The following is a 14,492-nucleotide window of genomic DNA, read 5'->3' as shown; positions in this document are numbered from 1 at the left end:
CATTGCGGAAAATGGCTTTTTATTTTGTGAAAAAACGAAATTGCACAGTCTGCCGGAAGAGGCATGAATGTATGTTAAAATAGACAAAACAAAAGACGGAGAGGGAATTGGATGTTAGAACAAGCAGAAGCACTCCTGAAACAATACTTTGGCTTTGACGCATTTAGGCAGGGACAGAAACAAGCCATTGAATCGATTGTAAACAAACAGAAGGATACCGTCTGTATTATGCCGACAGGCGGAGGGAAATCGGTTTGCTACCAGATTCCTGCCCTGATGATGGAAGGAACAACGATCGTTGTATCCCCGCTAATTTCTTTAATGAAAGATCAAGTCGATGCGCTAAATGAAATGGGCATACGATCGTCCTTTTTAAACAGCACACTTTCCGCAGCTGAAATGAATAAGAGGCTGAAAAAATGTGAAGATGGGGAATATCAGCTGCTTTATATCACACCTGAACGTTTACAAAATGAGCGTTTTTTTCAGCTGCTTGATCGGTTAACGATCCCTTTAATTGCAATTGATGAAGCGCACTGTATATCTGAGTGGGGGCATGATTTTAGGCCAAGCTACCGCTTTATTCAAGAATGCTTAAATCAGCTGACAAAAAGGCCAGTGATTGTCGCATTAACTGCTACAGCCACGAAAAAGGTCCACCGAGATATATGTGAACAGCTTGGCATGAATGAAGAAGAAACCATTTTTACTGGGTTTGCTAGAGAAAATTTATCTTTTCAGGTGGTCAAAGGAGAAAATAGTGACCGCTTTATCACACATTATATGAAGAAAAATAAGCTTGAGTCCGGCATTATCTATACTGCTACAAGAAAAGAAGCCGAAAACATTTACAATCGGCTAAAGAAACAAAAGATCAAAGCTGGCATTTATCATGGCGGGTTAGATGACAATGTAAGAGAAGAGCAGCAAAACCTGTTTTTAAATGATGACATCCAGGTTATGGTCGCTACATCTGCATTTGGCATGGGAATTAATAAATCAAATGTCCGTTTTGTGATTCATCACCAAATTCCAAGGGATATTGAAAGCTACTATCAAGAAGCTGGACGCGCCGGCAGAGACGGGCTCCAAAGTGAATGCATTTTACTGTTCTCGCCGCAGGGCGTACGAATGCAGCGATTCCTCATTGAACAGTCAACAGAAGATGAAGTGCGCTATCAGCATGAACTGCTTAAACTAAGACAAATGGTCGATTACTGTCACACTGAGCAATGTCTGCAGCAATTTGTGATGGACTACTTTGATCAATCAGCAAGTACCCCTTGCCAAAAATGCAGCAATTGCCTTGATGAAAGAGAGCGTGAAGAGGTCACTCGAGAAGCGCAAATGGTTTTATCGTGTACGGTTAGAATGAACGAGCGGTTTGGAAAAATGATGATTGCTCAAGTACTGGCAGGCTCTAAAAATAAAAAAGTGCTTGACCTCGGTTTCGACCGTCTTCCTACATACGCTTTAATGAAGCAGCAATCAGCCCAGCAAATCAGTGATTTCATCGAATTTTTAATTACAGAAGAGTATTTGCACATGTCTGAAGGAGCTTATCCAACATTAAAAGTGACACATAAAGGAAAGAAAGTGTTAGTCGGGCAAGAGGCTGTGTATAAAAAACAGGCAGTGAAAAGAGAGGCGATTCAAGAAAACGATGCATTATTTGAGCAGCTGAGAGCGGTGAGAATGAAGCTGGCGAGAGAGCAGGGCGTTCCGCCATTTGTTGTATTTTCTGATCAAACCTTGAAGGAAATGTCAGCCGTTCAGCCTAAAACAGAAGAAGAACTTCTCCATATTAAGGGAATAGGCGTTCAAAAAAGAGAGAAATACGGGGATGTTTTTTTAGAAGAAATCCGTTTATTTATAGAAAAAGAAAAAAATAAAGAGGTTGAAGAAGAAAAATAAATTTTTTTCGCTGCGTTTGGACACGTTTTCAACAGGAGGTTTCTGATCCTTTCAAAACCTTGATATGGCGGGTAATCGAGCTGTTTTGTGGTCTGATTTACCAATGGAGAGAGATGTTTCATGTAAAGGAACTGTAATCTAAAACATATCGTTTTGTTATTGAATTGACATTTACATATGTTACGATAGCACTCGTTAGCCGCCATAAAAAGCTAACAAGGGAGGATTTACTTTATGAAGAAGACTATTATGTCCTTGGTTGCTGTTGCAGCAATCTCTACAACAGCATTTGGAGCACAGCAAGCTTCTGCAAAGGAAATCACTGTGAAGAAAGGTGATACACTTTGGGGAATCTCTCAAAAAAATGATGTGTCTCTAAAGGACCTAAAGGGTTGGAACAATTTATCAACAGACATGATTTATGTAGGTGATAAATTGACAATCTCTTCAAAAGAGAAAACTCAGGAGCAGTATAAAGTCCAGAAGGGGGACAGCCTCTGGAAAATCGCTCAAAAATTCAATGTGTCAATTAGCGATATTAAGTCTTGGAATAACTTAAACTCAGATATAATTATGATTGGTTCAACACTAAGTGTTGCTGGTCAAAGCTCAGCTCCGGTAAGCTCAGAGCCTGTACAAAAACAGGAGCCTGTCCAAAAAGAGCAAACAACACAAAAAGCTGCTCCTAAACAGGAAGCACCGAAAAAAGCTGCTCCTAAACAGGAAACAGCTAAAGCAGAATCATCTTCTGCTAGTCAAAGTGTACAAAAAGAAATGACTGTAACGGCTACTGCTTATACAGCAAATGATGGTGGCATCTCAGGTATCACTGCAACAGGGGTAAACTTAAACAAAAACCCAAATGCGAAAGTGATTGCAGTAGATCCTAATGTCATTCCATTAGGAAGTAAGGTTTATGTTGAAGGCTACGGTGAAGCCATCGCAGCAGATACTGGCGGCGCAATTAAAGGTAACAAAATTGATGTTCATGTACCAAGCAAATCCCAAGCAAAAAATTGGGGCGTAAAATCAGTCAAAGTAAAAGTACTTAACTAGTAACTTATTGTTTTTTTGGAAGAAAGCATCAGGTGGCGGCCTGATGCTTTTATTGTACCCTTTTTTTGGTCAAAAAAACACACATTTTTCAGAAAAATTTGCATTTTCGACAAAAACCAGCGTATATTCCATCATACACACTGGTTTTTTGTCGTTAGCTGTCCACCCAATAAATTTCTCCGCTTTGTTCTTTCCAATTGATTTGGACATCAAATTGATGCTTTTCATAAAAATGAATCAAGCGGTCCACATGATTCCAATCTCTTTTGACGAGGTCACCTGTGATGACTGGGATGTTCTGCTCTCTTGCGATTTCTTTTAAATGCTTCATACAGATTGAGCCGTACCCATTATCGGGAGGGCCTTTTATATCAGCAATATGAATCTTTCCTTCTTCAGGATATTCCGCAATTAAGGAAAAATCAGATTGTCCGCGAAAAGCTTTTTCACAATCAGTCAGCATGATTTTACATGTATCAGCATTTTCAATGGCAGAGACAATCATCCATTCATCTTCTTTCGCCTGATCAATGCCAATGATCTTTGCCTTTTTCGAAATATCTTTCATATTTTCTTGCATTCGATACATTTGGAACTGCAATTGCTGTAATTCTTGCTCTAACGCCTTCACATCTTTGGGTGTTTCCTGTAAGATTGACAAGTCCATTACTCCTTTCATATAAGAAATGATAAAAATCACATAAATTCCAATTTTAAAGGAAGTGGATGAATCTTTCAACCCGTTAAAACGCCAGTAATCGGCAAGTTTGTCTAAAATTCGACGAAGACAGCGAATTCATTGACTTTATAGAGAAAGTTAAATAACATACTCTTAGTCGGAACTAATAAAGAGAGGTTTTCAAACATGAACGAACAGAATCAAAAACCGAAAAATTTCACCGGCATTGTTGTCATTTTAACAATTGCCATAAACGGATTAATCGCTTTATTATTTTTAATGCCAAAAACAGATAAATTTAGTCATCTGGATATTACATTTCTGCCGTTACTGAATGCCGTGATGAACAGCTTTACGTTTATCTTCTTACTTTCAGCACTCATTATGATTAAACAAAAGAACATTAAAGCACATAGACGATTTATCTTTGCTGCATTTTCAACAACACTTGTCTTTTTAATTTCCTATGTGACATATCATTCAATGGCAGCTGATACACACTTCGGAGGAGAAGGGATCATCCGTCCGATTTACTTCTTTATTTTGATTACACATATTGTACTCTCAGCTATTATTGTACCGCTTGCACTGATTACACTATTTAGAGGCGCACAGATGCAGGTCGAGCGTCACCGTAAAATTGCCCGCTGGACGATGCCGCTTTGGCTCTATGTTAGTCTCACTGGCGTCATTGTCTATATCATGATTTCTCCATATTACAGCTAACGTATGTCCAACTGGACATACGTTCTTTTATTTACAAGATGAAGTGCTTTGGATAGAATGGAAATTGGGTATCCGACTAGCACGGTATCTTCCCATCTATAGATTCACATCATTTTTGGCCGTTTGCTCGTTTGGAGATCAACAATTGGACGAAACGGGGGTTATATGATGACTGAACAATTGCAGTATAAACCGGGGCTTGAAGACATTGTGGCAAGCGAAACATCCATATCATACTTAGATGTGGAGCAAGAGGAAATTGTGATTCGCGGGTACGACCTCATTGAGCTGGCACAAAACAAGACATATTTAGAAACAGCCTATCTGCTTATTTATGGAAGATTACCAGATCAGATGGAATATCACCAATTTCAGCAAGATATATCCTCACAAACGAGCTTACATCCAACCATTCAAACCATATTAACGAATCTGCCAAAAACCACTCACCCTATGGATGCGATGAGAACGTGCTTATCTGCTCTTGCAGGGTATGATGACGCATTACATGATCGATCTGAAGCGTGCCAAGTAAGGCGTGCAGTTCGATTACTAGGCCAGCTGCCGGCCATTGTTGCTGGAAGCTATTATATTCTCACAAAAGACGCCGCTATTTCTCCAGATCAGACCAAATCCTACACTGAAAACTTTTTATCCATGCTAACAGGACGCACCCCGGAACAAGACGAAATTACCGCTTTTGACCAAACACTCACATTATATAGCGAACATGAGCTGCCGAATTCAACGTTTGCGGCTAGAGTGATTGCATCCACGCATTCTGACATGTATGGTGCTTTTACTGGAGCGATCTCTTCATTAAAAGGTGACCTCCACGGAGGTGCAAATGAAGCTGTCATGCACATGCTTCTTGAAGGAAAAACAACAGAAGGATTCCTTGCGCTCATTGAACGAAAATTAGCCGCAAAAGAAAAAATGATGGGCTTTGGCCACAGGGTATACATGAGAAAAATGGACCCGCGAGCCGCTCTTTTAAAACGTTCATTGAAAACGCTTACGGAATCAAAGGGAGATACAACACTATATGACATGTGTGTAGCAGGAGAGGCATACATGAAAGAGCAGAAAAACCTTTATCCAAATCTTGATTATTATGCTGCACCTATTTATTACGTGCTCGGAATCCCCATTTCACTTTATACACCCATTTTCTTTGCTGCAAGAGCTAGCGGATTAGCCGCACATGTGATTGAACAGCATTTGCATAATCGCATTTTTAGACCGAGAGTCCGGTATCTAGGGCCAAGAGGATTAAAGGTTTCAAATGATGATGGAAAAACGGGGGAATGAACATGAACAAAACAGCAGTCGCCAATCAAACAGATCAGCTATTAGAAGAAATCGCTGCCTATGCAGTAGACGGAGAAATTACGAGCAAAGAGGCCATTGAAACCGCGCGGTATGTGCTCATAGACACGCTCGGGTGCGGAATGCTGGCGCTCAATTTTCCAGAATGTACGAAGCACCTTGGACCCATCGTACCTGGAACAGTCGTGCCTAACGGAGCAAGAGTTCCAGGCACTTCGTTTGTGCTAGATCCCGTTCAAGCGGCTTTTGATATTGGCTGTATGATCCGCTGGTTAGATTATAATGACACGTGGCTTGCACAGGAGTGGGGTCATCCGTCAGATAACTTAGGCGGAATATTAGCTGTAAGTGATTATATCAGCAGAACACGCCTTGCAAACGGAGAAGAGCCGCTAACGATGAATGATGTACTGCATGCAATCGTCAAGGCACATGAAATTCAAGGTGTCCTTGCTTTAGAAAATTGTCTAAATCGAAATGGATTGGACCATGTTTTATTTGTCAAAGTGGCAACAAGTGCAGTTGTGTGTGCAATGCTTGGCGGAACAAAGGAAGAGGTCCAGCATGTTTTATCACAAGCGTTTGTTGATAATTCCCCGCTTAGGACGTATCGCCACGCCCCAAACACAGGATCGAGGAAATCATGGGCAGCGGGGGACGCAACAAGCCGCGGAGTGAGGCTGGCAATGATGACACGTAAAGGGGAAATGGGTTATCAAACGCCCCTCAGTGCAGAGAAGTGGGGCTTTGAAGATGTTCTTATGAAAGGAAAACCACTTACGCTCGCCCAGCCCCTTGGATCATACGTCATAGAAAATGTTCTTTTCAAAATTGCTTATCCTGCTGAGTTTCATGCACAGACAGCTGCAGAGGCGGCTGTGATGCTGCATGACGCTGTAAAAGATCGTTTAGATGAAATTGACCGGGTAGAGATTACGACACATGAGTCAGCAATTCGGATTATTGATAAGAAAGGGCCGCTTTATAATCCGGCAGACCGTGATCATTGCTTGCAGTATATTACAGCCATTGGACTGATCTATGGTGAACTAACAGCTGACCATTATGAAGAAGAAACGGCGCAAAATCCAGCCATTGATCGTCTTCGTGATCGAATGATTGTGAAAGAGGATAAACGTTACACAGAGGATTATTTAGATCCGAAAAAGAGATCGATTGCAAACTGTGTACAAATTTTCTTTAAAGACGGGACGATGACAGACCGAATTGAAATTGAATACCCGCTTGGTCATCGCAGAAGAAGACAGGAAGGCATTCCGCTGCTTGAAAAGAAATGGGTCTATCATTTAAAGACAAGATTTCCACAAAAACAAGTGGATCAAATTGTGTCACTCTGCCAAAATCCAAATCAATTAAAAACAACAACAGTACCAGCATTTATGGACTTATTCGTCATATAAGGGGGAGCTAGCGTGTGGATCGTGAATGAAGAAAGAAGTCAGGCTGATTTAGCCGCAGCCTTTAAAGAACAAATGAACAAATCAGCTTTATTTCAAATTCCAGGCGTTCACGATGGAATGTCTGCGCTCTATGCGAAAAAAATGGGCTTTCAAGGGCTCTATTTATCAGGTGCCGCTTTTTGTGCCAGCAAAGGACTGCCTGATCTCGGCATGATCCATTCAACAGAAATGGCAGAAAAAGCGAAGGAGATCATTCGAGCTTCCCAGCTGCCGCTTTTGGTCGATATGGACACAGGTTATGGCGGTGTTTTAAATGCAGCAAGAGCGGCAAAAGAAATGGTTGAGAGCAAAGTGGCAGCTGTTCAAATTGAAGATCAGCAAATGCCGAAAAAATGCGGGCATTTAAACGGGAAATCACTCGTTCCAGTAGAAGAAATGGTCGCAAAAATCAAAGCCATCAAACAAGCGGCACCAACGCTTTTGGTGATTGCAAGAACCGATGCAAAGTCCGTAAATGGGATGGAGGATGTCATCCGCCGGGCCAATCTTTACGTAGAAGCAGGAGCTGACGCTATTTTTCCTGAGGCACTCATTACAGCGGAGGACTTCACGCATGCGTCAAGTAATATTAAAGGTCCGCTCCTTGCAAACATGACGGAGTTTGGCAAGACGCCTTATTATCATGCAGACGAATTTTCTGTATTTGGCTTTCAAATGGTCATTTACCCTGTGTCATCACTTAGAGTTGCTGCAAAAGCGTATGAGCGTTTATTTACAGAAATCATGGAAAAGGGAACGCAGCAGGGGATACTTGGGGATATGCAAACGAGAAAAGAGCTGTATGAAACGATTCATTATGATGAATATGAGGAAATGGATCAGCATTTAGCAAAAACAATCCTCCCGGAAATTGGGAAAGAACAGCGATAAAATGAAAAGCACTTCCTTTACGGAAGTGCTTCAGCGTGTAGACAAACCCTCGCATTCGTTGTCAGTCCTGCGCGCTGGTGCTCACGAATGTCAAATTCGCTCCGCGCCAGTGCTCGTCCTTCCTAGGGCTGCAAAGGTTTTCTATCACGCTGAAAAAAGACAAAGTGCTAAAATAAAGATTATTTTAGCACTTTGACAACAATCTGAAACACTTCCTTGACGGAAATGCTTTTTTACGATGATGGTGTGGATGAAGAAGCCAATTTCATCTTTTCTTCAATTGTTTTCGTTTTTTCTTTTACTTTTTCAGCGTAAGTGAAGTCACCGTAGCAATACGGATAGCGGAAGTTATCTTTGTTGCCGCCGCACGTATAGACCTTGGGGTTTCGTTTCACTTGCTTTTTGGAGTATTGCTTTGCCAGTTTCTCGGAATGTTTTCCCCCGTTTTTTGCAACAAAATCAATATAGCCGATTCCCATGTTATAGCTTTGAATAATGGTTTCCAAATCAACGCCTTTTTTCTTCCCATGCTTGTACATAGTCGAAAAATGATGGACTCCTTGTTTAATGCTTTTCTGAGGGTCATTGATTTCATTTCGTTTCAAACCAAGAGATTCAGAGGCCTGCATTGGATCTCCGCCTCTGCCTTTTGATTCTTGATACATCATACCGAGGATTAACCCGGTATACTGATCTAAATCTTGATCTCTTAACTCTGTTTCTACAAGCGGTTTGTAATCATCCAATCTCGACAAAACAATTGATTCCGTATCAATCGGCAGCTTTTTTAACTCCTTTTGATTAAAGGAGATGGCAATGGCTGCTAATACGAAAACAAAGAGAAAAATCGTGAAACAGCCTGAAATGGCAAAACATCCTGTTTTTTTCTTTTTCAAGGTCAGTTCACCCCTGTTTTGCCCCGCTTTTAAAAGGGAAGTACAGCCTTTTTATTATGCCATATCCTGTGCAGGATACCAAGTGAAAACCTTATAATCAATCATATCCAAACGTAAATTCAGGTCGTGTTTTCAGCCTGAAGCAGAAATAAACAAAACCGATAATCAGCCACATCATGCCAATGATTAATGCATTTGTGCTGATGCTCGTTAACAGCCAAAGACAAAACGCCGTCCCGCATAGAGGGATCACTGCATATCTCAATGTATTCAGCACACCTCTTTGTTTTTGTCTGACGAAAAAGTACGCAAAAACAGACAAATTCACAAAGGTAAATCCAATTAACGCGCCGAAGCTGATAAAGGAATAAATGACTTCAAGTTCGCCAACGACTGCGGTTAAGGAGAAAGCTCCGATTAATAAAATATTAAAAACAGGGGTTTTTAATCTCGGATGAATATACCCGAAGAAACGCTTCGGTAACGATTGATCTCTTCCCATTGCATATAAAAGCCTTGCTGCACTCGCATGTGACGATAAGGAGGAAGAAATGACAGCCACCATTGTGCCTGCTAAAAAGAACGAGTGGAGAAATGCGCCGCCCACAAATTCTGCAATTTCAAGTGAGGCTGCATCAGGATGCTTGAACTGCTGAAAATTTGGAAACACCTGCTGCAAAAAATAAGACGTCAAAGTAAACAGTACGCCTCCAATCGCAACTGTTAAGAAAATGGCAAGCGGAATGGTCTTTTTTGGTTTAATGGTTTCCTCAGACATCGTCGAAATGGCATCAAATCCTAGAAAGGAGAAACATAAAATGGTCGCTCCTGAAAAAATAAGCGCTGGATCTAAGCTCGCTGAATAAAAAGGCCGGGCTGACAATAACGCTCCACTGCCAGTGTTTTGTGTGAGCCCATAAATAACAAACCCAACAAAGGTGACGGCGACAATGACCTGAAACGTCACAAATAGCGCCGTAATGTTGGCTGTAAGCCGTATACCGATGACATTGACAGTCGTTATGGCGATAGCAAGTATGATGATCCAAATGTAATGAGGTACATCAGGAAAGGCTGCGGTTAAATAAGCACTACCAATCGCAAAATTCACCATAGGCAGAAATAAATAATCCAGTAAAAGTGTCCAGCCCACAAGGAAGCCGACATGAGGATGAATACTTTTTTGCGCATATGTATAAGCAGATCCTGCTTTTGGAAAAGCCTTCACCATATTCCCATAGCTAAGCGCTGTCAATAGTAATGCAAGTAACGTAAATATATAAGCTGCAGCGACGTGTCCTTTCGTCAGCTGAGCAACAATGCCGTATGAATCAAATACGACAAGTGGATCCATATAAGCAAGCCCGATCACAACAAGTGGAAAGACAGTCAGGCTGCGTTTTAGTCTTGGCTCTTCAGTCAATTTGCCTATCAGCTCCTCTAAAAAAATGAATAAATAATGCTCATTTTAAAAAGAATGCTACCAAGTGTCAATGCTATTTGAATAAATCTTTTTTCTAAAGTGTGCCCGCTTTGCACGCCGGACGTTTTAGTATATGATGATACATAGAATAAGTCGTGATTTGACTAACAAGAAAGGTGAAGCGAAATGAAGGAAGAACTGAATACAAATCAAGAACAGGAACGGATGGAGCTGGATGAAGAAAGTTTATTTCTTGTCTCCCAAACGTTTAAAGCCTTATCTGATCCGACACGTATTCGTATTCTGCACCTGCTGTCTCAAGGTGAATACTCGGTAAATGATATCGCAGAAACACTGAATCTCATGCAATCAACTGTTTCTCATCAGCTGCGTTTTTTAAAAAACCTTCGTCTCGTGAAATCTAGACGAGCAGGGACATCGATTTTTTACAGCCCTGAAGATCAGCATGTGATGGAAGTGCTTGAACAAATGATTCATCATGCACAGCATGACTAATAAAAACCTTCCTACTCAAATAGGAAGGTTTTTACGCATGATGCGTATGTGCTGTTCGTTTACCTGCTTTCATCATTTGATAAGAAAAAACAACATAGTAAGCAGCTAACAGAAAAAAGCTGAGCATGGTCAGGGCATCATCACTCACAATATGCTGATACAGTTCAACGACACCAATTTTTGTGAGCGAATGGTTCGTCAGCTCACCCAGCTTAAAACTAAGTCTAGATAAAAATAAGCATAAAATGAAGCTTTCAATCCATTTACTCGTTTTCACATAAAGACGGCCACTTTCTTCTTTCATGCGGATCGTCTCGTAAGCATGAATGGCCAGACTGCTTCCAAAGAGCATACCAATAGCGGCGTAGATGAAAATGCTGTGATTTTGCCAGCCTTCTAATAAGAGAATAAGGGCAGTGAGTCCAAATACATACATTCTCATCAAAAGACTGATCGGGCGCACAAGCTGATAGCGTCTCATTCGATTCATTCGAAAAATGACGCAGATCAGCATAATGCTCCCAATGATGAATAACTGCCACACGTGATGTGTCATGATGCAACCTCCTCCTGCATGTGCAGGGATGTAAACGATGCTGGCTGTTCCTTATCTTTACCATTCTTTCTTTTTTTATCAAATCAAAACCTACATTTATGAAAAAGAGGAAAAGTCATGAAAATTGATCGTATTTTGTCTATTGTGATGCTGCTCATTAGTAAGAAGCAAGTACAAGCGAAGGACCTCGCTGAACTTCACGAAGTGAGTGTGAGGACGATTTATCGCGATATTGAGACCATCAATCAAGCCGGGATTCCTGTTGTGACAACACAAGGAGCAGGCGGGGGCATTTCGCTTGTTGACGACTATCGTTTAGAGAAAAAATTATTTACCGATGATGACATTGAGCTTATTTTAACTGCCCTTGAAAGCATGACGAGTGCATACTCCTTTAAAGAAAGCGAACATGTGCTGAAAAAAATCAAATCTCTCATTCCGCCAAATATTGATGAAAGCGAGAAACAGCACCATGTCTTTATTGATTTAAGCTCATGGGGGAAAGACAGCCAGGCAGAGAAGAAACTCCAGCTGATCCATACAGCTGCCTCCGCGCAACAATACATTCAGTTTACCTATCGCAATGCGAAAGGTGAAACACTTCCACGGAAAGTGGAGCCTTATACGCTTGTCTTAAAAGGAAGGCATTGGTATTTGTATGCGTTTTGTTGTGTGAAAAATGCTTTTCGTCTGTTCAAGCTGACCAGAATGACAGACCTCATCACCATTTCAGCATATTTCAGGCCGAAAAGAATCAAAAATGAAGAGAAGCCTTGGAATGACTCTTGGCATGAAGAACCTTCAGTCACAACCCTCACGCTTAGGTTAACGGAAGCATCAGTTGGTAAAGTGAAGGAATGGGTGGATGAGAACGAATTGATCGTATGTTCAGACGGAACCTATCTGGCAGCATTGACCGTGCCGCAAGATGATTGGCTGCACAGTTTCCTATTCCATTTAGGACCGGACGCCGACATTCTTTCACCGCAGCACATCAAGGAAGCATTTGATCTCCAATTAAAACAATTTATGAAGCGAATAGAAACTTGACACACTGTTGTCAGGTTTCTTTTTATATGATGGGAGAAAAGGAGATGAGAATGTATGTACGATATCGTCACATTAGAGAAACAATGGGTCAAAGGGTTGTCTGTTCGAACAACAAATGAAATAGAGAAAACAAAAGAGCGTAAGATTGCACCGCTTTGGCAGGATTTTTTTGCGCAGCAGCTACATGGGGGACAAGCTCCAGTCATAGGGCTGTATTCAGATTATGAAAAAGATGAACATGGTTCTTATTTATTTACAGCTGGAGAGTTCGCGGATCAGCAGATCGAACATGTAAAAGAGATTCCTGCGTCCACCTACGCAAGATTTCAAACGAGAAAAGGACCGATTGAAGAGGTCGTGCTTGAAACATGGCACAAGATTTGGACGTGGGATCAGCGTCAATACCGCACTTATACAGGTGATTTTGAATGGTATGATGAAAGATCTATTGATCCAAAAGAAGCGCAAATTGATATTTACATTGCGGTTGATGAAAAAATGATTGCTAAAACTAATGCTATTAGTTAATATAAAACTAACGATATTAGTTTTAGGAGGGCAATCATGAGATTAACAACTTTTGACCGTCTGCACCAGCTTACATTGATGCCGCGATTATTTCCGGTAAATTGCTATGTCTTTGAGGAAGAGGAAGGACTCATCTTAATTGATGCTGCTTTAAAAATGGCGGCGAACTCGATCATCGAATTTGCCCGTAAAAAGAACAAACCAATTCATAAGATTATTCTCACTCATAGCCATATGGATCATATCGGCGCATTAGATGAGGTGAAGAAGGCTTTTCCAGAGGCAGTTGTCTATTTATCAAAACGTGATGCACGCCTTTTTGAAGGTGACTTTTCCTTGCTCCCTGATGAACCTCAGCAAAAAATTAAAGGCAGTTTTATGAAAAATATTCACACAAAACCAGATGTGCTTGTTGAAGAAGGAGATGAGATTGGGCCGCTCAAAGTGATTGCAACACCAGGGCATACACCTGGCAGCATTTCTTTATACGATGAAAGGTCAGGAGTTGTCATTGCAGGGGATGCACTTGTGACAAAAGGCGGCTTATCAGTAACGGGTGAGTTTCGGTGGAGCTTCCCGTTCCCGGCTTTTGCCACATGGGATGCAGAAACCGCACTAAAAAGCGCTGAAAAGTTACTGACATTGCGCATATCCTGTCTTGCTGCAGGACATGGTGACCTTATCATAGAGCCTCATGAAAAGCTTCAAGCTGCCGTTAAAAAAAGACAGCACCAGCTAAAAAAAGGAGGGCAGTAAACCGTGTCTCCAAGAATGGGAATTACACAAGAAAAAATTATGGATACAGCGGCTGCATTTGTTGATGAAGAGGGCTTCTCCGCTTTGACTATTGCTACATTGTCTAAAAGACTGAATATCAGGCCGCCTTCTCTTTATAATCATGTATCCGGCCTTCATGAGATTCAGGCAGCACTCGCAGTAAAAGGGCTCTCCATGCTTTGTGAGGAAGGGATGCAAGTCACAGAGGGGCTGGAAAAAGGAGAAGCTGTTTTAGCCTTTGCCAGACAATATGTGCACTTTGTCCGAGAACACCCAGGTCTTTATGAAGCTGCCTTTTCACATATGAACGAAAAAGAAGTACGTATTGCAGCAGAGCGCCTTGTTCAGTTTGTCCAAACCATCATGTCACGCTTTGGTGTAAAGGAAGAGGAAATGACACATGTCGTCAGAGGACTGAGAAGCTTACTGCACGGCTTCGGTGATATTTCTAATAAAAAGGGATTCCAACGAAAAGAACAGCTTGAAGAAAGTGTGAGTTATGCAGTTCGGCTCTATATCACAGGTGTATTGCAAAAAGAAGATCTGTCTATTTGACAGGTCTTTTTTTTTACAGTGAACCGATATCATAGAGAAGCATCCTTCTGGAACCATTTTTTTGAGAGAAAACGAATAAAGATTTGACAGTTTTGTGAAACATGGTATGCTTATTATGTGAAATAATTCACATAGA

General features: G+C 41.2%; 15 protein-coding genes. 11 read left to right on the top strand and 4 right to left on the bottom strand.

All coding sequences use genetic code 11. From position 1 onward, the window contains the following. The first annotated feature begins 111 nt into the window (after nt 1–111). Together recQ and AAYR28_RS09615 are read left to right on the top strand one after the other, a co-directional pair. Nucleotides 112–1,914 carry a DNA helicase RecQ gene (gene recQ, locus AAYR28_RS09620; RefSeq protein ID WP_120208087.1) on the top strand — a complete coding sequence of 601 codons (1,803 nt, stop codon included), beginning with the start codon at nt 112–114 and terminating at the stop codon, nt 1,912–1,914. A gap of 234 nt (nt 1,915–2,148) precedes the next feature. Beyond that, complete coding sequence (locus AAYR28_RS09615; protein ID WP_024422678.1) at nt 2,149–2,970, top strand: LysM peptidoglycan-binding and 3D domain-containing protein; 822 nt, start codon at nt 2,149–2,151, stop codon at nt 2,968–2,970. Between the two features lie 154 nt (nt 2,971–3,124). Here the strand turns inward: AAYR28_RS09615 and AAYR28_RS09610 are convergent, their stop codons facing one another. Then, nucleotides 3,125–3,637 (bottom strand): GNAT family N-acetyltransferase, encoded by a 513-nt coding sequence (locus tag AAYR28_RS09610; protein WP_029708157.1) that lies wholly within the window; start codon nt 3,635–3,637, stop codon nt 3,125–3,127. A gap of 198 nt (nt 3,638–3,835) precedes the next feature. Between AAYR28_RS09610 and AAYR28_RS09605 the strand changes: the two genes are divergently transcribed. The 4 genes from AAYR28_RS09605 to prpB all read left to right on the top strand — a co-directional run bounded on the left by AAYR28_RS09605 (nt 3,836) and on the right by prpB (nt 8,055). Further along, complete coding sequence (locus AAYR28_RS09605) at nt 3,836–4,375, top strand: DUF420 domain-containing protein (RefSeq protein ID WP_024422676.1); 540 nt, start codon at nt 3,836–3,838, stop codon at nt 4,373–4,375. Nucleotides 4,376–4,543: 168 nt separating this feature from the next. After that, on the top strand, nt 4,544–5,686 hold the full coding sequence (gene mmgD, locus AAYR28_RS09600; protein WP_120208085.1) for a citrate synthase: 1,143 nt from the start codon (nt 4,544–4,546) through the stop codon (nt 5,684–5,686). Nucleotides 5,687–5,688: 2 nt separating this feature from the next. Further along, nucleotides 5,689–7,125 carry a bifunctional 2-methylcitrate dehydratase/aconitate hydratase gene (locus AAYR28_RS09595; protein WP_024422674.1) on the top strand — a complete coding sequence of 479 codons (1,437 nt, stop codon included), beginning with the start codon at nt 5,689–5,691 and terminating at the stop codon, nt 7,123–7,125. Between the two features lie 12 nt (nt 7,126–7,137). Beyond that, nucleotides 7,138–8,055: a methylisocitrate lyase gene (gene prpB / locus AAYR28_RS09590; protein WP_120208083.1), complete on the top strand. Its 918-nt coding sequence runs from the start codon at nt 7,138–7,140 to the stop codon at nt 8,053–8,055. A 233-nt stretch (nt 8,056–8,288) separates the two neighbouring features. Here the strand turns inward: prpB and AAYR28_RS09585 are convergent, their stop codons facing one another. Further along, nucleotides 8,289–8,951 carry a lysozyme family protein gene (locus AAYR28_RS09585; RefSeq protein WP_120208081.1) on the bottom strand — a complete coding sequence of 221 codons (663 nt, stop codon included), beginning with the start codon at nt 8,949–8,951 and terminating at the stop codon, nt 8,289–8,291. A gap of 97 nt (nt 8,952–9,048) precedes the next feature. After that, nucleotides 9,049–10,374 carry an APC family permease gene (locus tag AAYR28_RS09580; RefSeq protein WP_046311455.1) on the bottom strand — a complete coding sequence of 442 codons (1,326 nt, stop codon included), beginning with the start codon at nt 10,372–10,374 and terminating at the stop codon, nt 9,049–9,051. A gap of 186 nt (nt 10,375–10,560) precedes the next feature. Here AAYR28_RS09580 and czrA point away from each other — a divergent pair, with 186 nt between their 5' ends. After that, nucleotides 10,561–10,890, top strand: a complete 330-nt coding sequence (czrA, locus tag AAYR28_RS09575) for a Zn(II)-responsive metalloregulatory transcriptional repressor CzrA (protein WP_024422670.1) — start codon at nt 10,561–10,563, stop codon at nt 10,888–10,890. Between the two features lie 31 nt (nt 10,891–10,921). Here czrA and AAYR28_RS09570 read toward each other — a convergent pair whose 3' ends face one another. Continuing rightward, nucleotides 10,922–11,446 (bottom strand): mother cell-specific membrane sporulation protein, encoded by a 525-nt coding sequence (locus AAYR28_RS09570; RefSeq protein ID WP_120208079.1) that lies wholly within the window; start codon nt 11,444–11,446, stop codon nt 10,922–10,924. Nucleotides 11,447–11,563: 117 nt separating this feature from the next. Between AAYR28_RS09570 and AAYR28_RS09565 the strand changes: the two genes are divergently transcribed. Genes AAYR28_RS09565 through AAYR28_RS09550 form a run of 4 tightly spaced genes read left to right on the top strand, consistent with a single transcriptional unit; the run spans nt 11,564 to nt 14,356 of the window. Then, nucleotides 11,564–12,496 carry a helix-turn-helix transcriptional regulator gene (locus AAYR28_RS09565; RefSeq protein WP_120208077.1) on the top strand — a complete coding sequence of 311 codons (933 nt, stop codon included), beginning with the start codon at nt 11,564–11,566 and terminating at the stop codon, nt 12,494–12,496. 54 nt (nt 12,497–12,550) lie between these two features. Beyond that, nucleotides 12,551–13,024, top strand: coding sequence for a GyrI-like domain-containing protein (locus tag AAYR28_RS09560; protein WP_120208076.1), 474 nt, complete (start codon nt 12,551–12,553; stop codon nt 13,022–13,024). A gap of 36 nt (nt 13,025–13,060) precedes the next feature. Continuing rightward, nucleotides 13,061–13,780, top strand: a complete 720-nt coding sequence (locus AAYR28_RS09555; protein ID WP_061109243.1) for an MBL fold metallo-hydrolase — start codon at nt 13,061–13,063, stop codon at nt 13,778–13,780. Nucleotides 13,781–13,783: 3 nt separating this feature from the next. After that, entirely contained in the window at nt 13,784–14,356 is a 573-nt protein-coding gene (locus tag AAYR28_RS09550) for a TetR/AcrR family transcriptional regulator (protein ID WP_041117675.1), read from the top strand. Nucleotides 14,357–14,492 lie beyond the last annotated feature (136 nt).

Source organism: Bacillus safensis (assembly GCF_039619585.1).
GTDB classification, from domain to species: Bacteria; Bacillota; Bacilli; order Bacillales; family Bacillaceae; genus Bacillus; species Bacillus safensis.
The sequence above is the reverse complement of the archived record's forward strand: the minus strand, read 5'-3'. Positions and strand labels throughout refer to the sequence as shown.

What these genes read in the sequence shown, in the direction of transcription:
- AAYR28_RS09555 (WP_061109243.1), top strand. Translation starts at nt 13,061, where the DNA reads ATGAGATTAACAACTTTTGACCGTCTGCACCAGCTTACATTGATGCCG.
- AAYR28_RS09610 (WP_029708157.1), bottom strand. Translation starts at nt 3,637, where the DNA reads ATGGACTTGTCAATCTTACAGGAAACACCCAAAGATGTGAAGGCGTTA.
- recQ (WP_120208087.1), top strand. Translation starts at nt 112, where the DNA reads ATGTTAGAACAAGCAGAAGCACTCCTGAAACAATACTTTGGCTTTGAC.
- mmgD (WP_120208085.1), top strand. Translation starts at nt 4,544, where the DNA reads ATGACTGAACAATTGCAGTATAAACCGGGGCTTGAAGACATTGTGGCA.
- AAYR28_RS09570 (WP_120208079.1), bottom strand. Translation starts at nt 11,446, where the DNA reads ATGACACATCACGTGTGGCAGTTATTCATCATTGGGAGCATTATGCTG.
- AAYR28_RS09605 (WP_024422676.1), top strand. Translation starts at nt 3,836, where the DNA reads ATGAACGAACAGAATCAAAAACCGAAAAATTTCACCGGCATTGTTGTC.
- AAYR28_RS09565 (WP_120208077.1), top strand. Translation starts at nt 11,564, where the DNA reads ATGAAAATTGATCGTATTTTGTCTATTGTGATGCTGCTCATTAGTAAG.
- AAYR28_RS09615 (WP_024422678.1), top strand. Translation starts at nt 2,149, where the DNA reads ATGAAGAAGACTATTATGTCCTTGGTTGCTGTTGCAGCAATCTCTACA.
- AAYR28_RS09595 (WP_024422674.1), top strand. Translation starts at nt 5,689, where the DNA reads ATGAACAAAACAGCAGTCGCCAATCAAACAGATCAGCTATTAGAAGAA.
- AAYR28_RS09560 (WP_120208076.1), top strand. Translation starts at nt 12,551, where the DNA reads ATGTACGATATCGTCACATTAGAGAAACAATGGGTCAAAGGGTTGTCT.
- czrA (WP_024422670.1), top strand. Translation starts at nt 10,561, where the DNA reads ATGAAGGAAGAACTGAATACAAATCAAGAACAGGAACGGATGGAGCTG.